17 protein-coding genes are annotated in these 21358 nt (G+C 38.0%); 15 read left to right on the forward strand and 2 right to left on the reverse strand.

Annotated elements, in window-relative coordinates:
- Nucleotides 1–201 precede the first annotated feature (201 nt).
- Both V7150_RS06860 and V7150_RS06865 read left to right on the forward strand, forming a co-directional pair.
- A complete protein-coding gene (locus tag V7150_RS06860; RefSeq protein WP_335515328.1) occupies nt 202–735 on the forward strand; it encodes a YceI family protein in 534 nt (177 codons plus the stop codon).
- Between the two features lie 313 nt (nt 736–1048).
- Nucleotides 1049–2275 (forward strand): MFS transporter, encoded by a 1227-nt coding sequence (locus V7150_RS06865; protein WP_335515331.1) that lies wholly within the window; start codon nt 1049–1051, stop codon nt 2273–2275.
- A gap of 139 nt (nt 2276–2414) precedes the next feature.
- Here V7150_RS06865 and V7150_RS06870 read toward each other — a convergent pair whose 3' ends face one another.
- The gene (locus tag V7150_RS06870; protein WP_335515334.1) at nt 2415–2903 is read right to left on the reverse strand and encodes a L,D-transpeptidase family protein; all 489 of its coding nucleotides are present in this window, start codon (nt 2901–2903) and stop codon (nt 2415–2417) included.
- Nucleotides 2904–3132: 229 nt separating this feature from the next.
- On the opposite strand from V7150_RS06870, the gene V7150_RS06875 reads away from it, so the two are divergent.
- The 5 genes from V7150_RS06875 (at nt 3133) to V7150_RS06895 (ending at nt 7455) form a co-directional block, all read left to right on the forward strand.
- Entirely contained in the window at nt 3133–4536 is a 1404-nt protein-coding gene (locus V7150_RS06875) for an amino acid permease (RefSeq protein WP_335515337.1), read from the forward strand.
- A 114-nt stretch (nt 4537–4650) separates the two neighbouring features.
- A complete protein-coding gene (locus tag V7150_RS06880; protein WP_335515340.1) occupies nt 4651–4824 on the forward strand; it encodes a hypothetical protein in 174 nt (57 codons plus the stop codon).
- 130 nt (nt 4825–4954) lie between these two features.
- Entirely contained in the window at nt 4955–5302 is a 348-nt protein-coding gene (locus V7150_RS06885) for a PadR family transcriptional regulator (protein WP_335515342.1), read from the forward strand.
- A complete protein-coding gene (locus V7150_RS06890) occupies nt 5283–5921 on the forward strand; it encodes an HAAS signaling domain-containing protein (RefSeq protein WP_335515345.1) in 639 nt (212 codons plus the stop codon). The genes V7150_RS06885 and V7150_RS06890 overlap by 20 nt, the downstream gene beginning before the upstream one ends.
- A gap of 70 nt (nt 5922–5991) precedes the next feature.
- Nucleotides 5992–7455, forward strand: coding sequence for a DUF4153 domain-containing protein (locus V7150_RS06895; protein ID WP_335515350.1), 1464 nt, complete (start codon nt 5992–5994; stop codon nt 7453–7455).
- Nucleotides 7456–7554: 99 nt separating this feature from the next.
- Here the strand turns inward: V7150_RS06895 and V7150_RS06900 are convergent, their stop codons facing one another.
- Nucleotides 7555–8346, reverse strand: coding sequence for a TIGR00266 family protein (locus tag V7150_RS06900; protein WP_335515353.1), 792 nt, complete (start codon nt 8344–8346; stop codon nt 7555–7557).
- A 415-nt stretch (nt 8347–8761) separates the two neighbouring features.
- Between V7150_RS06900 and V7150_RS06905 the strand changes: the two genes are divergently transcribed.
- The 8 genes from V7150_RS06905 to V7150_RS06940 all read left to right on the forward strand — a co-directional run bounded on the left by V7150_RS06905 (nt 8762) and on the right by V7150_RS06940 (nt 21187).
- On the forward strand, nt 8762–10510 hold the full coding sequence (locus V7150_RS06905; RefSeq protein ID WP_335515356.1) for a SulP family inorganic anion transporter: 1749 nt from the start codon (nt 8762–8764) through the stop codon (nt 10508–10510).
- A 113-nt stretch (nt 10511–10623) separates the two neighbouring features.
- Nucleotides 10624–10977: an ArsR/SmtB family transcription factor gene (locus V7150_RS06910; protein WP_335515359.1), complete on the forward strand. Its 354-nt coding sequence runs from the start codon at nt 10624–10626 to the stop codon at nt 10975–10977.
- Between the two features lie 511 nt (nt 10978–11488).
- Nucleotides 11489–12358: an endonuclease/exonuclease/phosphatase family protein gene (locus V7150_RS06915; protein ID WP_335515362.1), complete on the forward strand. Its 870-nt coding sequence runs from the start codon at nt 11489–11491 to the stop codon at nt 12356–12358.
- A gap of 16 nt (nt 12359–12374) precedes the next feature.
- Entirely contained in the window at nt 12375–14153 is a 1779-nt protein-coding gene (locus V7150_RS06920) for a glycoside hydrolase family 3 protein (protein ID WP_335515365.1), read from the forward strand.
- Nucleotides 14154–14369: 216 nt separating this feature from the next.
- The gene (locus tag V7150_RS06925; protein WP_335515369.1) at nt 14370–16178 is read left to right on the forward strand and encodes a TIGR04190 family B12-binding domain/radical SAM domain protein; all 1809 of its coding nucleotides are present in this window, start codon (nt 14370–14372) and stop codon (nt 16176–16178) included.
- Between the two features lie 357 nt (nt 16179–16535).
- Entirely contained in the window at nt 16536–16736 is a 201-nt protein-coding gene (locus tag V7150_RS06930; RefSeq protein ID WP_007083969.1) for a cold-shock protein, read from the forward strand.
- Between the two features lie 171 nt (nt 16737–16907).
- A complete protein-coding gene (locus V7150_RS06935; RefSeq protein WP_335515371.1) occupies nt 16908–18053 on the forward strand; it encodes an exonuclease SbcCD subunit D in 1146 nt (381 codons plus the stop codon).
- Nucleotides 18050–21187: an SMC family ATPase gene (locus tag V7150_RS06940; protein WP_335515373.1), complete on the forward strand. Its 3138-nt coding sequence runs from the start codon at nt 18050–18052 to the stop codon at nt 21185–21187. Before V7150_RS06935 ends, V7150_RS06940 begins: the two co-directional genes overlap by 4 nt.
- The last annotated feature ends 171 nt before the right edge of the window (nt 21188–21358 follow it).

Consider the following 21358-nt stretch of genomic DNA (forward strand, 5'->3'; position numbering starts at 1 on the left):
AAGGAAAACTATTTCTATTTATTCTCCTCATACAAACTTTTCCCTTCTCAGCATTGCTTTTATTAATAGTATTAGAAATAATGCAAAAAAAATTAATAAAATTTGATTGACAATATAGTGGCAAACATCATATAATTTATCTTGAAATTAGTTATTTTTAATTCAAGATAAATTAATTCAAAACAAAATGGAGGTAATAAAATGGTTAAAACTAAATGGGCTCTAGATCCAGTACACAGCAGTGTAGATTTTTCTGTTCGTCACATGATGATTGCAAACGTGAAAGGTACATTTAATAGCTTTAACGCAACGATTGAAGCAGATCCAACTGATTTAACAACTGCAAACATAGAATTTTCAGTTGAAACGGCAAGTGTAGACACTCGCAATAAAGATCGTGATGCACACCTAGTATCTGCAGATTTCTTTGATGTCGAAAATCATCCCAATATGACATTCAAATCAACTAGTATCGAAAAAACTGATGAAGGAGAATACAATGTAACGGGTGATTTAACACTTCGCGGTGTAACAAAACAAGAAACTTTCGCAGTAACTTTCGAAGGTCAAGGAAAAGATCCATGGGGAAATGAAAAGGCAGGTTTCAGTGCTTCAGGTGCTGTTAACCGTTCAGATTATGGCTTAGTTTGGAATGCTGCACTCGAAACAGGCGGCGTTCTAGTTGGTGACAAAGTGAAAATCAACCTGCAAATCCAAGCAGCTAAAGCTGAATAATTTTAATAAAAAATAGGCTGTTTCCAATGAACAGCCTATTTTACGTCTTTAATAATTATTAAATAGTCATCTTTTTCAAAATAATTCTCCCCTCATATTGCCTCATAAAGTGTATTGCACTTATTTCTTTTATATATTATCTTAATATCTAATTTTATTTTGGGTGTCAATTTGTGAAGAAGTTTTAATGAGTCCCTCTGACAATTTTTTAGAATATTTTTTAAAAAATCACTTTCCTTTTCTTTCAATTTTCATTATCATCTAATTAGATAACATTCTAATTAGATGATAATCTTATTTGGAGGACGGAAAAATGTTTCAAATTTTAAAAAAAGAAAATTCCTACCGAAAATTATTTATTGCAGGGATTATTAATGGTGTTGGAGATCGTTTTAGTCAAGTTGCTATGCTAGCATTGATTTTAAATATTACAGGCTCAGGTTTGTCTGTTGGAATCACGATGGCATTAAGAATGCTCCCCTTCCTGTTGTTTGGCCCCTTTAGCAGCAGCATGGCAGAAAGATGGACCCGAAAAAAGCTGTTACAATTTACTGATTTTTCAAGGGCGCTGATCGCTGTTTCCTTTTTATTTATCCAATCTGCTGATGATATGTGGATTATTTATATAGGCTCTTTCCTATTATCTTGTGGTGAGGCCTTATATGGTCCTACAAGAAAAACGAGTATCCCAGCCATTATTCAGTCTGTCCACATGAAAGAGGTAAATTCATGGGAACAAGTTTCAGTGGGGTTTGTTTTAATTGTTGGAGCCCTAAGCGGTGGAATTGTTTCCTTTTTTTTTGGTGCTAAAGCAGCCTTTTCAGTAAACATTTTATCTTTTTTATTTGCCGGTTTGATCATTCGGACGATTCCAAGTCTTGAATCGAATGAACCTATTAATAATAAGGAAAAGGATAAAAAGCATACTGGCAGAATGTTTTCTCTTGTAATGGCTTCCTCTTTCTTATTAATGCTGATTACTTTTGATGTTCTTGTTCCATTAGTAAATGGCATCGAAAATATTTTGCTAAGCGTCTATGCCGTTCAGACATTCCATGCAGGTGACCTTGGGGTTGGTATACTTTATAGTGTATTAGGAACTGGTTTCATTATCAGCCCTCTCTTAACCAAATGGATTACTGGAAGATTTCTCTCTGTAGCATTCATGTGCCTTTTTATGGAAGGCGTGATCTTATCTGGTATCAGCCAATCAAACTCATTTGGTCTTGTAGTTATCTTGTTTGGGATTTTAACGATATTTAGCGGGGTGGGTAACACCCTTCTAGATACGGCAGTAATGCAAACCCTTCCGCCAAAATTCCATGGTCTGTACTTTGGCCTGTCTGCTACCATTGCCAATACTTTTATTGGAATATCTATGTTTATGACGGGAGTATTGTTAGAATTCATCTCACCCCGGATGATGGGGCTAATTGGAGGCATTTTTTATTTAAGTCTTGGTATCATTTACTATTTATGGACACTACACATGAATCTTTCTGTTGAAAAAAATAAGCTGGCAACAGTTGCAGAAAATTAAAATAGAACGGGGCAACTAGTATTTGCATATTAATAAAGGATAATTCTCTTCTCCCTTGCTGAGTTTTGTCCTTCATAGCCCTTATGAAGGACATTTTCTTTTGCTTTCTTACCGAGTTTTGTCCTTTTGTACCAATAATTTAAGGACGAATACTAACCCTTGTTCCATTTGGCACCATTTCTGCAAGCTGCAAGACATCCCGATTATACATTCTCACGCAGCCATGGGAAACTGCTTTTCCAATCGAACTCGGATCATTCGTCCCATGAATCCCGTAGCCTTTTTTTGAAAGGGAAAGCCACAAAACTCCAAATGGACCTCCGGGATTATATTGACGATTAACTATGATAAAATCCCCTGCAGGGGTATGTGTCAGCATCTTTCCAACAGCTATCGGATAAATTTTTACAAGCCTGCCATTATGATAGAGAGAAAGTTTTCTCTTTGCCACCGATATTTGAATCATGTAAGGAATTGAACTAGGTTCTGGCAACCCTGGAATTTGAATCTTTTGTCCTACATACAATTGTCCAATTCCGGGATTGGCAGCATAAAGGCTCTGAAGACTAACTCGGTAATCTCCCGAAATTGAACTCATAGTATCACCAGACTTAACTGTATGAATCATACCATCCCACCTCTCTTGTGCTAGCATATGCCTCTGCAAGTGAGCCGTTGCCTAAATAATGCGGGATAAAGTGAAACTTCAATCAGTGGGGGTCATCCCGCACTGATTGTTAGTTGAACCAATCGGGCATTTACGGGCAGTTGATCCTTATTTTTCTTTTTTAGTTATCCCAAAATCTTGAAGTAGGGATCTATCTGACCGTTAATGCGGGATAAAAAGGGGAAATAAAATGCAGCTACCAGAAAACAACACAACAAATGAATTAAAAAGAACCATGAAAGCTCGACATTTATTTATGATCTCACTTGGAGGAGTCATTGGATCAGGTCTCTTCTTGGGGTCAGGTTATACCATAAGTCAGGCAGGTCCAACTGGGGCTATCCTATCTTATCTCGTAGGCGGCTTCATCATGTTTTTGACCATGCTGTGTCTAGGAGAATTGTCTGTCGCCATGCCCGTTTCTGGATCGTTCCAGACCTATACCACCAAATTTATTGGACCCGGAACAGGTTTTGCGCTTGGCTGGCTCTATTGGTTCGGCTGGGCTGTAACGGTTGCATTAGAATTACTATCAAGTGGGCAGCTTATGCAAAGATGGTTTCCCAATTCCCCGGTTTGGATTTGGTGTGCATTGTTTGCCATAGTCTTATTTTTATTAAATGCCTTATCTGCACGTGCGTTTGGAGAAACTGAATTTTGGTTTTCAAGTATTAAAATTGCAGCTATTATCATGTTCATTGTTTTAGGCGGAGCAGCTATGTTTGGCTTAATCGAAATGAAAGGCGGTCAAAATGCACCTTATTTATCAAATTTTACGGCTAATGGACTTCTGCCGAATGGGTTAAGGGCATTGATTATTACAATGATTGCGGTTAACTTTTCGTTTCAAGGTACCGAATTAATTGGGATTGCTGCCGGTGAAAGTGAGGAACCTGAAAAAACAATCCCTAAATCGATTAGACAAACTGTTTGGCGCACCCTATTTTTCTTCGTGTTAGCGATTTTTGTTTTAGCAGGTTTAATTCCAATGAAAAAAGCAGGAGTGATTGAAAGTCCATTTGTGGTTGTTTTTGATAGTATAGGAATTCCATATTCAGCGGATTTGATGAATTTTGTCATCTTGACGGCTTTGCTTTCTGTTGCAAATTCCGGCCTCTATGCAGCAACCCGGATGTTGTACGCGATGTCAAGAGAAAAAATGGCCAGCCCGGGTCTTACAAAAGTAAATAAACAAGGTGTTCCGATCAATGCACTTCTTTTAACTATGGGGATAGCTTTACTGTCATTATTGTCAGGATTTTTCGCAGAAAAAACCGTCTTTGTTTGGCTGCTTTCAGTAGCGGGATTAGGTGCTCAAGTAGGCTGGATTTCGATAACCGCTTCGCAAATTGCCTTCCGTAGAGAATTCATTCGTGATGGCGGAAACGTGGATAATCTTAAATTTAAAACACCACTTTATCCAATACTGCCAAGCATTGCATTAACGTTAAACATCATCGTGTTAGCAAGTTTAGCATTTGACGCTGAACAAAGATTAGCATTGTATCTGGGCGTCCCATTTGTAGCTGCCTGTTATTTAATTTATCATTTCAGAATAAAAAAAAATCGAGAAAAAGACAGTGCAGGTGAGTAAGAGTTGCATTTTCAAAAAAAATTATTGTCTAGTTTTTAGCGATACGCCATTCAAGCGTTTTTTGGATAAACAAAGATAAACAACTAGATACTAATAAAAAAAGAGGTGATGTTAATGGATAAATGGAATGAACAGGCTGCACCAAATAATAATTTGCCACCGAAAACGATCAAATCTGGAGAATTAGTAGGTCATACTGCAAAACTTGAATTTTCAGAGGAACTATCTGATGGAGGTGAAAGGGACCAATTCATAGAGAGACAAAAAAATAATCTAAAAATGAAATAATGAGGGTAGGAAGTGGCGATTATGTTAGTCGTCACTATTTTTTTATAAAAAAATTTCCACTTTTGCTTTACAAAGAAATTAAATCGATGTAGAATTTCTTTGTACCTAATATATCTAGGTAGGTGAGAAAATGTTTAACCGGGAATTGGTCAAAGGAAGTACATCGTTAATTTTACTCCAACTATTAAACGAGCGAGAAATGTATGGCTATGAATTAGTAAAAGAACTAGAACAGCGCAGCGATAATGGTTTGAGTGTAAAAGAGGGAACCTTGTATCCTGCACTTCATAAACTTGAGAAGCAAGAGTATATTGAATGTTATTGGCAGGAGCAGGAGAAGGGTCCTGCACGTAAATATTACCGGATTACAAATGCCGGGAAAGAGCTATTAGGTGAAAAAACTCGTGAATGGCAGGACTTCGTTCAAGTAATGAACAAGGTGATTGGGAGATCGAAGCATGGAACGGCAGAAGAATAAATTTCTTGAAGATCTGGCAAAGGGACTAGGTAATCATCAAGATAAAGAGGATATTCTCCTTGAATACGAATCGCATATTGATGAAATTCTGATTGAATCCTCTGATTGTTCTACTGAGGATGAAATGATGGAACGAATTGTCTCAAGGCTTGGGAGTCCAGAAGAGATAGCGGAATTGTGGAAAGAAGAACTTTCCGTTACACCAAGTAACATGAAATGGTTGTTTATTTTATTGAATATTCTATTTTTTGGCGGAGGAAGTTTATTAACGCTGGCCCATAATCTTTTTCAATGGGAATGGTTAGCAGCTATTTGGGGTTATTTAACGGCAATCCCAACCTTAATTGCCTTTTTGTATATGTTCTTTTGGGCATTGCTAGGTTATGAAATAGGTAGGGGATTTGGACATAAGGGGAGGACACTTCTCATAAATACGTTCCTGCTATCACTCATCCCAAACTTAATCTTAATGTTCTTAACGGTTTTTCACATAATACCGCATTCATGGTTCGCACCATTGCTTACAAAAACATTTATTATTGCTTGTATCATTTTTACTCTTTTCCTTTACCCGGTGAGTTGGATTGGCTATCGCTGGGGGCGGAAAGCGTCGATATGAGCAGTTTTTTTTGTCAATATACCTAGTATAACTATATATATAGAAAAACTATATGAAAGAAGGATGAAAGATGGAAACGAAAATTGGTAAAAGTGATTGGCTTTTTTTATGTTTATGTTTGCTGCTTGGGATTCTCGCAGAAGAATCATTTTTCCGTGGACAAATTGGAATCTCCTATATAGTATTTGTCATGGTATTTTATTCGGTATTTTATTGGCGATTCCGCCGCTTCTCCTTTTCCCATCAACGCTTTGGGTATCTTGTACTTTGCTGTATTTGGCTCTTGACAGTAAGTTATTTTTTAAATGATAACATCCTGTTTTATGCTCTAAATATAATCGTAATTCCTTCCTTGGTAATTTTCCACATTGTGTTAATTACGAGTCCAAAAAGTTTTCGATGGAGTCAACTAGCGTTTGTGAGCTACTTATTTTCAAGGATATTAAACGCATTTAAATATAATGCCTTTTTTGCAACCTATTTTGGAAAAGGCTTAAGACGAGGTGTGGACGAAGATCGATTACTCATTTGGAAAAAGGTTTTGATTGGGGTGGTCATCTCTATTCCCGTACTTGCCGTTGTCTTAAGGCTTTTAGTCTCGGCTGATTCGCAGTTTGAAAGAATAATTGGAGGCATTCCTGATTGGTTTCGAGTGGTCGACGCAGAAAATGTTATTAGATTATTCGCGATCATTATCTTTACTGCAGCTTTTTTTGGTCTTATGCAGGTCCTTTTTCAAAAACATATTAAAGTCATCAAGCAGGAGGCGACTGTTACACAATTCCAGAAGCTTGACTCCATAATTATGATTACAGTACTGATCTTAATCAATGCAGTCTATGTCTTATTTACAATTGTACAATTCAAGTATTTCTTTAGCGGAACATTACAAGGAAATATGACGTACGCAGAGTATGCAAGGAAAGGATTCTTTGAACTCTTGTTTGTCACAATGATTAATTTGTCGATTACAATCGTAGTGTTAACTTTCGGAGAGCGTGGGAAAAATGGTGTTCAGCGCTTGACACAATTAATGCTTACCATTCTCGTCTTATCTAGTGGAGTGATGCTAAGTTCTGCATTTTTAAGGTTGAGTATGTATGAGGATGCCTATGGATTTACCTTTACGAGGGTGCTTGCGCATTCATTCATGATATTCCTTGTGGTTATCTTTACCTATACGTTGGTGAAAATTTGGGTTGAAAAACTGTCGCTATTCCATTTTTATTTTATTACATCATTAATTTACTATACAGCTATTGCAGTTATTGATTTAGATAATATAGTCGTTAAGGAAAATATGAATCGTTATGAGCACAGCGGGAAAATCGATGTCCATTATCTTAATAGTTTATCTGCAACAGGTGTACTTGGATTAATTGACCTTTATGAAAAGGATCAAAATATACCGGAATTACAAACCATTTTACTGGAAAGGCAAAAGGAAGCAAGGACAACGAGCCTGTCATGGCAATCGTATAATCTAAAACGAGAGCAAGTAACAAAAAAATTACAAAATCTCCAAATAAATTAGATTAAAAAGATTGCATATGAAAACATATGGTCTTACTTAAAAGAGGGTGTCCTAAAAGTTATACTTTTGGGAAACCCTCTCTTCTAATATTAATAGTAATTAGTCACCGCTAAACATATCAAAGATACCTTTAGCTAAACTGCCTTCATCTTTTGCTCCACCGCGAGAAGGCGCAGCAGCAAATACGCGGCTGGCTAGTCGGCTAAATGGCAGTGATTGAATCCAAACGGAACCAGGTCCGCGCAAAGTTGCGAAGAACAAGCCCTCTCCTCCGAATAACGCTGTTTTAACCCCTTTTACAAATTCAATATCATATTGAACATTGCTCGTCATCGCAACTAAACATCCCGTATCCACCCGTAAGGTCTGTCCTGGAAGGAGTTCTTTTCTCGTAATCGTTCCGCCAGCGTGGACAAAGCACATTCCGTCTCCTTCAAGTTTTTGCATGATAAAGCCTTCGCCACCGAAGAAGCCTGCCCCAATTTTTCGTTGGAACTCAATGCCCACCTGTACTCCTTTTGCAGCAGCAAGAAATGCATCCTTTTGACAGATGATTTTTCCGCCAAGCACACTTAAATCCATCGGAATGATTTTTCCAGGGTAGGGTGAGGCAAACGAGACATGTTTCTTACCCATTCCAGTATTCGTAAAGGTCGTCATAAATAAGCTTTCACCGGTAATGACCCGCTTGCCGGCACTGAACAATTTGCCCATCAAACCGCCGCCATCGCTGCCAGATGCGTCACCAAAGATGGTCTCCATATGTATATCATCTTCCATCATCATAAAGCTTCCTGCCTCGGCAATAACTGTCTCTTGCGGATCAAGTTCCACCTCAACAAACTGCATATCATCGCCATAAATCTTGTAATCGATTTCGTGATTATTCACTTTAATCCCTCCACTATTTTCAAAAAAATATATCACCTAAATATTATAAGAAATTTAGGGGAAAAGTGCTAATTTTAATAAAAAAGACGCCTGATTAATCAGACGTCCTTTGCGTATTGAGGCGAAGAACCACACTCCACATTGTGTGTTCCATAAAGGAATGTTCCTCGGCTTACACAATTCAGCTCATCGCTCGATTATCATAACACTATGATAGAAAAAGTACAAGTGTATTTTTTTAAAAAAACACTTGATTATTCTTCAGTATTATCCTATATTCAAATAATCAGATATATAAAGAAAACTCGTCGATTGGCAAGCCGTTAGGCGAAGACAGAGGCGTAGTTGCACTTATGCCTGATAGGAAAGTTCTACTTTCCTATCGGCCAAAAATCATAAGATAAGAAGGGTTAATATGTTTACTGATAAAAGATTCCATCATTATTCCATAAGTAGCTTGCCAAAGGATCTCCTTTCAGGGGTGATTGTTGGGGTCATTGCGATTCCGCTTGGCATGGCTTTCGCCATTGCTTCAGGGGTGAAGCCAGAATATGGAATCTATACGACCATTGTTGCCGGGATTCTCATCTCCTTATGCGGCGGTTCGAAGTATCAAATTGGAGGGCCGACTGGGGCATTCATCCCAATTTTGTTCGGGATTGTGATGACGTACGGCTATGAAAATTTACTCATTGCTGGAATGATGGCTGGAGCTATACTTCTGTTAATGGGAATATTTAAACTGGGGTCATTGATTAAATATATTCCTAGACCGGTTACAATTGGGTTCACAACCGGTATAGCTGTCACGATTTTTACAGGCCAATTAGATAGTTTCCTAGGTTTAGAGGGTATTCAGAAGCATGAGGAATTTATTAGAAACATCGCTGAGATTTTTATTCACATTAACACAACTAACATTTTTAGTGTATTAACGGCAGTACTTTGTTTAGTAACCGTAATCCTGACACCGAAAATTGCTCCAAAGGTTCCAGGACCACTTATTGGTATAATTGTATCTACCCTGGCTGCGACATTGTTTTTCCCGAGTCAGGTGGCAACAATCGGGAGTGCATACGGTGAAATCCCAAGTACAATACCGCAAATTCATATCCCGGATATAAATATGGAGATAATTATAAAACTATTAAAGCCGGCCTTTGTTATTGCCATGCTTGGCGGAATTGAATCTCTTCTTTCTGCAGTCGTGGCAGATGGGATGACCAATAGTAAGCATAACAGTAACAAAGAGTTAGTCGGTCAGGGGATAGCAAATTTGATTACGCCATTATTTGGCGGAATTCCAGCGACCGGTGCCATTGCCCGAACGGCAACAAATATTAAGAATGGCGCAGTTTCGCCTTTATCAGGAATTATTCATGGGGTAATGGTATTACTTGTTCTTCTGTTTTTTGCGCCTTATGCCTCCTATATTCCATTAGCAAGTATGGCACCAATTCTGATGGTGGTTGCATGGAACATGAGTGAAAGAAAGGTATTCGCCCATATATTAAAAACAAGAACAACCGATTCAATTGTGCTTGTCGTTACATTTTTATTAACTGTTTTTGTCAATTTGACGATGGCAGTCGAGGTGGGTTTGATCATGTCAGCCATTCTTTTTGCCAAGAGGATGAGTGATGTGATGGTGACACAAAAGGCATTGCCAAACCCTGATACCAAACAAGAAAAGTTGGAGACAGGAATGGTTACAGACACACATGACTGTCCGCAAATCAGTATTTTTAATGTAGAAGGCCCATTGTTTTTTGGAGCCGCCCTTACATTTGAAGAAACCATTATAAAGACAATTAATTATCGTCCGAAAATACTTTTACTAAGAATGGGTAAAGTTCCATTTATCGATACAACCGGTGAAGCGAATCTATCACGGATTGTACACCATTTTTCGAAAAATGGTATAGTATTGATATCGGGTTTAAATCCGCAGCCGGATAATGTTTTGAAAAAAACAGGCCTATATCAAGTGATTGGAGAGGAACATTTCTTTGAACACACCGGAGAGGCCATCCAATATGCACTATCTCAAATTAATAAAAATAAGTGTTTCGGTTGTAAACATTTTGCCTTTAGAGAGTGCAAACAACTCTCGCCGTCAGAGGCAGTGGAGGCGAGCAGAAAGAAGCTGACCGCTACCTTCTAGGCCGATAGGAAAGATGAAGTTTCCTATCGGATAAGGACAATTACGCCTCTGTCTTCGCCCTAAGGGGCATGCCAATCGGCGAGTTTTCTTTATTGTAGAAAGGTGATGATGAATTGAATTTGGAAATGCAGCGATTTAAAGCAGAATTTTTTAAAGCATTAGCCCATCCATTACGAATCCGGATATTAGAGCTGCTGGCAGAAGGGGATAAGAATGTTAACGAAATTCAAACCCTTGTAGGCAGCGAAGGGTCAGCTGTTTCACAGCAGCTTACCATTCTAAGAGCGAAGAATATAGTTTCTGGTACGAAGGAAGGAAATAAAGTTATTTACACATTGAAGGACCAGATGATTATTGAATTGTTGGCCGTGGCAAAACAAATTTTTAACAATCATCTAGTTGATACGATAACGATATTAGATAAATTTAAAGAGGATGAAGAGTTGACTGAAACGTCGAAGAATTAACTTCTTTGGCGTTTTTGGTTATTTAGGATTATTTCTTTATAGAAACAAGATAGTTCTGCTGCAACTAAGGTCTTACCCGATAGTTTGTGTCATTTATTCTGGGATTGTAGTTGCTTTACATTTCATATTAATACTGGGTTCCAGGTGATATAGGAGTAAGGAACTATAAATAGTCTTAATAGTGGATATTTTTGGTCCTATTGTTGTATAGACAACTATACAACAATTTGTTATTTTTGTCTTGTCTATACTATGTTGATGGAAGGAGGATGTTATTGGGATATTTATAATCTTAGTTTTCTTAAACCACTGTTTCATATGACCATCTCCTTAGAATATGCTTTACATACTACAATTGTTATGTTCCATTTCTTTAATCCAATCTCTCACTTCAGAAGTGCTTTATTAACCTCATTTGTTGCATTTAAATCAGTGTCATTCATTGTAATAGACTTCAAAATTTAATAGAAAAATGTAAATTCCATATTCATAGAAGGTGGGGATTTTATTTATGGGGATCGGTAAAAAACTATGGTTTTCCTTACTGCTTTTAATATCATTTACATTTTTAATTGGATCAAATAGTTACGCGATGGGTGAATTTACACAGGGGCGACAGGTTAATGTCAAAATTATGACCTATAATATCCAAGCTGGCGCCGGTTCAGACGGAAAGTATGACATTAAAAGAACTGCCGAAACGATTCGCCAGTCCGGAGCAGATATTATTGCACTCCAGGAGGTTGATGTACATTGGGGAGCTCGAAGCCTATTCGAAAACGATATTGAAATACTTGCTAATGAGCTTGATATGTATTATTTCTTTACTCCAATCTACAGTTTAGATCCTTTAACACCTGGTGATCCAAGAAGAGAATTCGGGGTAGCAATACTAAGCAAGTACCCAATCCTTGAAGCAAACAATAGGGAGATTACAAGACTTTCAACACAGGAGGCCAATCCGGTTCCAAAACCTGCTCCTGGTTTTCTTGAAGCCCTTATCAATGTTAAAGGAGCTAAAGTTTGGTTTTATGTAACACATTTAGATTACCGCGCAGACCCAACTGTCCGTAAAATGCAAGTCGCTGATATGCTGAACATCACTGGACAACACGAATACAGCATATTAGCAGGCGATATGAACGCTGGTCCTAATGCTCCGGAATTACAACCGCTATTTGAAAAATACAACGACGCTTGGGCATTAACAAACGTTGGACCTGGACTAACTTACCCAGCTAACAATCCTTCTAAAAGGATAGATTATATTTTGCTATCGCCGCAAATGGAGGCTAGAACTTCTGAAGTTATTGAAACTCTTGCTTCTGACCATCGTCCAGTTATAGCAGAGATAACGTTAAAACGAGGAAATAAGCAATAAATAAGGAGGGATAAGCATGAAAATTAAACGATTGTTTTCAATTGTAGTAATTATGTCACTTCTATTCCTTAGCTTACCTTTATACACTCTTGCTGGGTGGGAGGATCCTACAAGACCCGGCTGGAAAGATGGTGAAGCGAAAAGAGGCTGGATTCAAAGTAAGCTCCAGCACATGACGCTCGAAGAGAAAATTGGTCAGCTTTTCATTGTCCATGTTTATGGAAAAACACCAACTGATCCAAATTACGAAACTATTAATCTCAATTCGAATCGCGGCGGCAAAAACTTTAAAGAGGTTATTGAGAAGTACCATGTCGGGGGTGTCATTTATTTTAACTGGACGGATAACGTTCTTACTCCGCTTGATGCTGCCCAAACAAATGCTTTATCTAATGGAATACAAAAAATTGCAATGGATCAGCGAATGCCTATTCCACTTTTTGTTTCAACTGATCAAGAGGGTGGAATTGTGCAAAGATTAGTAAGTCCGGGAACAGTTTTTCCAGGCAATATGGCTCTTGGAGCGACCCGTTCAACTGATTATGCAGCAAAAACGGCCGCTATTTTAGGAACAGAATTAAAAAGTATTGGAGTCAATATGAATTTTGCACCAGTTGCTGATGTAAACGTAAATCCCGCAAATCCAGTTATTGGTGTTCGTTCCTTTAGTGAGGACCCAGCTCTTGTTTCTGATATGACTGTTGCACAAGTTGGGGCTTATCAGAATGAAAATTTGATTGCAACGGCAAAGCATTTTCCTGGTCATGGTGACACTGCTACCGATTCTCATTATGGCCTTCCTATTATTACCCATGATTTAGAGACCTTGCATAAAATTGACTTAAAACCATTTAAAGCAGCAATAGATTCGGGAATTGATGCGATTATGACCGCTCATATTGTTGTTCCGGCTTTGGATGATTCAGGTCTGCCGGCAACACTTTCAAAACCGATTCTTACTGGCTTACTTCGTGAAGAACTAGGGTTTAATGGACTAATTATTACAGACAGCCTGGGCATGTCGGGTGCAAATGTCGTTCCTCCAGAGCGAGTGGCTGTAGAAGCTTTTAAAGCAGGAGCCGATATTCTGCTTAACCCGCCAAACGTTGAGGTGGCTTATAATGGCATGCTCGAAGCTGCTAAGAGGGGAGAGATTAGTAAAAAACGGATTGATGAATCTGTTTATCGTATTCTGGAAGCAAAACTAAAACGAGGATTGTTTGAAAATCCTTATACAGATGAGACTGCCATTTCAAATATTGGAACTGCTGATCATTTAGCAGCAGCAGATGAAATTGCCAATAAAAGTATTACACTAGTAAAAAATGAGAACAGTCTTCTCCCAATCAAACAAACAGAAAAGATTTTTGTAACCGGACCATCAACTGGAAAGCCTGAGATGCTGTCTAATCTAATTAAAACGAAAGGCTTTAACAGTTATTTCTATTCTACAGGGACGTCTCCAACTACGGCACAAATCAATTCTGCAGTATCACAAGCACAACAGGCGGATAAAATAATCGTTACGACCTATACTGCTAACACCAATACAGCGCAGCAAAACCTTGTAAACGCTCTGCTTAAAACTGGAAAGCCAGTGATTGTTACAGCAATTCGTAATCCATATGATTTAATGGCTTTTCCTAATGTTAATGCCTATTTGGCAACATACGGAGATCGTGACGTTTCAGTAAAAGCATTGGCGAGAGTACTGACCGGTGAAATCAATCCATCCGGTAAGCTTCCGGTAACCATTCCAGGTTTATATGGATTTGGCTCAGGTTTAAGCTACTAAACTTAAAGCAGGAAGAGGTCTTTAATCGGATCTTTCGAATCGCCTCAGGAAAACCGAAGAATAACCTTCTTCGGTTTTCTCTATATCTATAGTGAAAAAGAGGTTATTCCTATATTTTGGAAATTATCGGTTTTTTGTAATATTTATACGAGATTATTACAAAAAAATAGATTACTATAAGGTAGTAGAAATAGATATTTAGGAAGGTGATTGAATATGTATGATTTGGTATTGCTGCACCCACCTACTGTTTATGATTTCCGTAAAGAGATGTTGTTTACTGGTCCAATCAGTGATGTGGTTCCTTCTTCCCCTGTGTTTGAAATGTACCCGATTGGCTTAACCAGCATTGGGGATTATTTAGAACGTTTTGGATTAAAAGTGAAGATAATTAATATCGCCAATCGGATGCTTTTAAATCCCAATTTTGATGTAGAAAAGAAAATCAGAAAAATAAAGACTAAAGCGTTTGGAATTGATCTTCATTGGCTGCCGCACGCTCATGGCAGTGTAGAACTTGCAAAGATTATAAAGAAGTATCATCCAGATACCCCAGTTATGTTCGGGGGACTTTCCAGCACTTATTTTCACAAGGAGCTTATTGAATATCCTTGTATTGATTTCGTGATGCGGGGTGATACAACTGAAAAGCTAATTCTCATGCTTCTTAATAAATTGGAGAAAAACGAGGAGAGTTTTTTTGATATACCCAATCTTACATGGAAAAAAGACGGTTTACATCATTTCAATGAAATGTCCTATGTCCCAGATAGTCTAGATGATTATAATTTACCTGGCTACCGTTATATCATCAGATCTGTTTTTAAGTATTTTAATCTATTAGACCCACTGCCATACAAGGGGTGGCTGCATTATCCGAATACAGCAATTTTAACTTCTAAAGGTTGTACATATAATTGTTTAATATGCGGCGGTTCAAAAGATGCTTACGCTCTTAACTGTAATAGGAAAAAGCTTGTGATGCGCTCCCCTAAGAAAATGCTTGAAGATATTGCGTTAATTCAACGATTTACCCGGGCACCCATTTTCCTGTTAAATGATATCAGGCAAGGCGGAAAAGAGTACGTTGATGAATTCTTAACTGGTTTAGAAAAAATGGACTTGAAGAATGAAATCGTTTTTGAATTATTCAATTATGCAGATGAGGAATTTTTCAAACGGTTAAACAAGGCTATGCCTAAATATAGTATTGAACTTACGCTTGAATCAGCCGATGAAGATATTCGAAAATATAATGGAAAGCTGCCTTGTACAAATGATAAGGTTATCGAAATGCTGCAATATGCCCTAAAACATGACTGTGCTAAGATTGATTTATTCTTTATGACGGGAATACCTAATCAAGATTATGAAAGTGCTATGAGGAATGTGGATTTTTGTGAAATTATTCACAAAGAGTGTGGTGGAAATGCAGGTATTTCTTACTTTGTCGCACCGCTTTCACCATTTCTTGATCCAGGAAGTCCAGCTTTTGAAAATCCGGAAAAATATGGCTATAAAAAATTCTGCCATAAACTTGAGGACTTCCGTGCGGCAATGAAGCAGCCTTCATGGAAGAATATGCTGAGCTATGAAACGAACAAAATGACAAGGGAAGACATTGTCCGAGCAACATATGATTCTGCCTTAAAATTAAATGAATTTAAATACAAAAATAACATTATTACAAAAGATGTTTATGATGAAGTGGCTGTTAAAATCAAAAAATCGGTCGAATTCCTCAAACGATTGGACGAACTGGCACTTTTACCAGTAGATGAGCAAAAGATTGAAATGGCAAAGATTAAGGAAGAAGTAGACAAAATCAATCGTCATAGCATCTGTGGAAAGAATGAACTTAAGTGGGAGGTTAAAAAGCTATTTGCCGATTTTCCATCGTTAACGTTGATTGGCTTGGAATTACTAGTGAAGGACATTATTAAAGGAGTAAGGTGCCGGTTTGGAAAAATCGACAGAAATATTGTTGTAATGCCAAACACACAGAGTGGGAATATTGAGAAGTAATTAATTTAAATACCCTTTATAACAATGTTGGAAGATTTTTTATAATATATTTTTCTGCAAAATCTGACAATTAGACAGGGGGAGTATACGTAAGAAGATGTAATAATGAATATATTCTCCCTGTTTATTGTATAGAATGTAGAATTGTGTAGGTCTTTGTCGTTCGTTCATTCATTGACTTTTAGGCCTAATAATGTTAAATTTTATTCAGCCGTTGCACGAGATTAAATTTATATTTCAAGCTTGTTCAAAGTTTAACCGATGTTTGGATGAGAAAATGAAGGTAAAGCTATCACGTTGTAATTTGGTGAATTTTACACATGGCTTAGCTTTAAGCCAATAGGAGGATTTTTTTACATGAAAAACGGTAAAGTAAAATGGTTTAACTCAGAAAAAGGTTTCGGATTTATCGAAGCTGAAGATGGTAACGACGTATTCGTTCATTATTCTGCAATCCAAACAGAAGGTTTCAAAACTTTAGAAGAAGGTCAAGAAGTTTCTTTCGAAGTTGTTGAAGGAGCTCGTGGACCACAAGCTGCTAACGTAACTAAGAAATAATTTTAACAATACTAATTATAACAGCCCGGACAATGTGCCGAGCTGTTTTTTGTTGTTTATTGTGCTAGAATAATATGCCCAATCGTAAGGATTTCCATCCTCAAGGAAAATCATATTTTGCTATAATAGTAAGTATTGAATGACGCAGATAAAAAAGTTGGGGTGATACAGATGAAATTTATCCATACAGCCGACTGGCATTTAGGCAAGCTGGTTCATGGTGTCTATATGACGGAAATTCAACGGGAAGTTCTCGAGCAATTCGTAGCAATTGTTGCTGAAGAGAAGCCGGATACGGTGGTTATTGCAGGTGATCTATATGATCGTTCCGTACCGCCGACAGATGCTGTTGAGTTACTTGATGAAATCCTTTTTAAAATTAACGTTGAGCTAAAAACGCCTGTTGTGGCGATTGCCGGAAATCATGATAGTGCCGAGCGGCTCTCGTTTGGCAGTTCGTGGTACAAATATAACCATTTTTATCTTTCGGGTAAATTATCGAATAGCTTTAAGCCCATACAAATAGCTGGAGTAAATTTCTTTCTTGTACCATATGCTGAACCCGGAGTCGTCCGCCAGCTCTTCGAGGATGATTCTATCCATTCCCATCAAGATGCGATGAAGGCCATTATCGGTAAAATGGAAGATTCCATTAATCCGAATGAACCTAACATATTGGTCGGTCATGCATTTGTATTAGGCGGTCAAACCTCTGATTCTGAACGGGTATTATCTGTCGGGGGCTCAGGGTGCGTAGGCACCGAATTATTCGAACCTTTCTCCTACACGGCACTTGGCCATTTACACAGTCCTGATGCTATCAGGCATAACAAAGTAAAATATTCAGGCTCTCTCTTAAAATATTCTTTTTCCGAAGCAAAACAAAATAAGTCGATCTCGATTATTGAAATGGATGAAAAAGGAAATTTCACCCATCGATACCGGTCGCTTACACCAAAACATGACATGCGGGAGCTAGAAGGACATTTGGAGGAGCTGCTTGATCCCTATTTTTATGAAAAAGAACGAATCGATGACTATTTAAAAATTACTTTACTCGATGAAGGTGCGTTAATCGATCCAATTAATAAATTGCGGCAGATTTACCCGAACGTTCTCCATCTAGAGCGGAAAATTGATATCACTGATCTGAAGAAAAAACAGTCTTTTAATGCTCTCCGAAGTGAGAAAAAGTCGGATATTGAGTTGTTTGAACAATTTTATTCAGAAATGACAACTTCTGAATTTACGAGTGAAAAAAGAGAAGTAATGACTGATATTATTGAAAAAGTGCTGAAGGAGAGGAACGCACTATGAAACCGTTAAAACTGATGATGCAAGCGTTTGGACCTTATGCAGGCAGGGAGGAGATTGACTTTACCCAGCTTGGAAGTAGAACGATGTTTGTAATTTCAGGAAAAACTGGTGCAGGTAAGACGACGATTTTTGATGCCATTAGTTATGCAATTTACGGAAAAGCAAGCGGTGAGGATCGCAATGGCCCTGAACTTCGAAGTCAATTTGCAGCCGATAATTTATTAACGGAGGTTTCTCTTGATTTTTCTCTTCGTAACAAGGTTTATTCCATTACTAGGTCACCACAACAATTGAAGAAAAAAGAAAAGGGTGACGGTCATACCTCAATAGGTGCTAAAGCAGAGTTGTTTATATGGGATGAACATGGCGAGAAAAAGCTGTTGGCTTCGAAAATCAGTGATGTCGAGGAAAAAATAAAGGAGATCATGTTGATCGATGCCAACCAGTTCCGCCAAATCTTAATGATTCCCCAAGGAGAATTCCGAAAGCTGTTAACGTCTGATAGCAAGGATAAGGAAGTTATCCTTCAGCGGCTTTTCCATACACAGCTTTATAAAATGGTAGAAGAAAAGCTGAAGCTAGAGGCGACTGAGCTGAAGAAATCTGTTGAAGATCAGGTACAGGCTCGTAATGAGGCGATACACCGTATTCATGCAGTGACAAATGAAGGGCTCCTCGAATATATGAATGCGGACAGTGTAAATGACACTATTATCATGCCGCTCTTACAAGCAGAAATTGCCGGAATGGGTGAAATGTTAGAACAGTTAATCAATCAAATAAATGAAAAGGGTCAAACACATGACAAACTTAGGGTGAAGCTTTTTGAAGCTGAATCGATTTTGAAACAGCTGCAAACAAAAGAGGACTTGAAGGAGCAGAAAACTCGGCTTGTGGCTCAGGAGGAAATGTTTACTGAAAAAGAAAAACAGGTTCAACGAGCACAAAAGGCTGCACTTTTAGCAAAACAAGAGGAGCTTTGCCACCGTTTAAAGCGCGAAGTTGACCAATTTCAGGAAAATGTGAATTCAATAAAAATAGAAATTGAAAAATTAGGCGGACTATCCAAACAGTATGAACAACAGCTGCAAAATGAAATGGAGCGTGAGGGCGAGCGGCAGGCTGCCATTGATGAAATAAATCGATTAGTAAATATGAAAGAGGATGTTTATTCATTTGCATCATTACAGAAAGAAACTGCGATTAAGGATGCTGAACTTAAATCTGTAAAAGAAAAACAGTTTCAATATGAAAAAAATCTTAAACAATTGGAAGAAAGATTAACAATTCTTAAACAGCAAAAAGAAGAAATTGAAAAAGGAAAGATAATCTTTTTTGAAAATGAAAATAAGATTGAAAAGCTAAAGGTTGAGCTAGAGCGCTTTGAAAAATATGAATTCTTGCTTGTGCGTCATCAAAAGGAGGAGGAAAAGCTTAAAGCAATAACCGGCCGTTATGAAAATACGGCTGCTAGATTTCGGGATGCTAGAGCCCTAGTTGAAGATTTAGAGAAGAATTGGATGCATGGGCAAGCCGCCATTTTAGCGGCAAAACTACAAACGGGAGAAGCTTGTCCTGTCTGCGGCTCGGAGCATCATCCGTCACCAGCCATTCAACATTCAGGTCATATACCGACTGAAGAGGAGTTGAAGTCTGCTAAGGAGCAAGCCGCAAAATGGGAACAAGAAAAGTCTATTGATGAAGCGAAATTTTACCAATGTCAATCAGATGAGAGAGCACAAAAAGGAGCAGCTCTTGAATTACTTCAAGAAATCCGAGCTTACCGAGCAGATTTTATTGAAGATGATTTATCAATAGTAAAAAATGAGACAGTTTTAGCTAAGGACCATCTAGTTCAAATTCAAAGAAAGCTTTCAGAACAGATTAAAAAGCTTGAGAATGTAACGGTTGAATTAGAAAAAAGTGAGTCTGAAAAGGTAAACTTACAAAATGCTATTCAACAACTAGCGGCTAAGGTGAACGATTTAACGGTTCAATTTACCGAAAAGAAAACGAATCTTACCAGAATGATGAACATCATTCCCGAAAATCTCCGGTCAGAAGCAGAATATGAAAAAACACTTGCAGCTTCTCGAAACCGCCATGAAATACTGGTGAAACAGTTAGAGGATGCACAGCAGCGACTTCAAGTAGTTAAAGAAAAGCTTTCAAATGAAACAGCTAGATTACAAGATGCAAAAGCGCATCATGCTGGGAAGCAACAGGAACTGGACATAGAACGTGAAGTCTTTTTAAATAAACTGTCAGAGCACGGATTTGAAAAATATGGTATGTATGCAGCTGCTAAACGAACAGAGGGAGAAATTCGCAGTCTTGAGGCTGAAATCCGCAGCTTTAGGGAAGAGTTGCGTTCTGTTTCAGACCGATTGAAAGAACTAACGGATTTATTGGCAGATGTGAAAATACCAGATGTTGAGGGATTAAAGCTTTCGCTTGGTGAACTTACAAATGAAATTGAAGTACTGAATCATCAGCGTACGGATCTATTCGTTAAAAAGCGGGATAACGAAGAAATTTATAGCAGGGTTGGAAGCTTGAATGAACAGATGAAGGTGTTGGAGGAAAGGTACAAGCTAATTGGTCATCTATATGAGATTACTAAGGGGCAAAATAACTTCCGTATTACCTTTGAACGGTACGTGCTTGCCGCCTTCCTAGATGATATTTTGCGAGAAGCCAATATCCGATTGAGAAAAATGACATCTGGACGTTTTCAATTATTAAGAAAAACAGACCGATCAAAAGGGAATGCACAAAGCGGCCTGGAATTACTTGTCTTTGATCAATACACAGCACAGGAACGCCATGTAAAAACTTTATCGGGCGGGGAAAGCTTCAAAGCCTCATTATCTTTAGCGTTAGGTCTTGCGGATGTGGTGCAAAATTATGCCGGAGGAGTATCGCTGGAGACGATGTTTATCGATGAAGGATTTGGTACGCTTGACCCTGAATCGCTTGATCAAGCAATTGAAGCATTAATGGATATCCAGAGCAGCGGGCGTTTGGTCGGCATTATTTCACACGTACCTGAACTTAAAGAACGGATCGATATCCGACTAGAGGTAATTGCAGGCCAGACTGGAAGTAGGAAGGAATTTATGTTTATGAATTAAATTCTACAAAAAAAAAGCAGTGAATTTCATTGATATGAAATTTCACTGCTTTTTGAATTTTATAGAATATCTGATCGAGAACCTGAAAAAAGCCTTTCACTAGTCATAAAAAATGTAATAGTGACCAGGAATTGAAAAAAAGCACTTCACTGGTCACAAAAAATTGTAATT

The organism is Neobacillus drentensis, from assembly GCF_036965245.1.
In the GTDB taxonomy this organism is placed as follows: Bacteria; Bacillota; Bacilli; order Bacillales; family Cytobacillaceae; genus Neobacillus; species Neobacillus drentensis_G.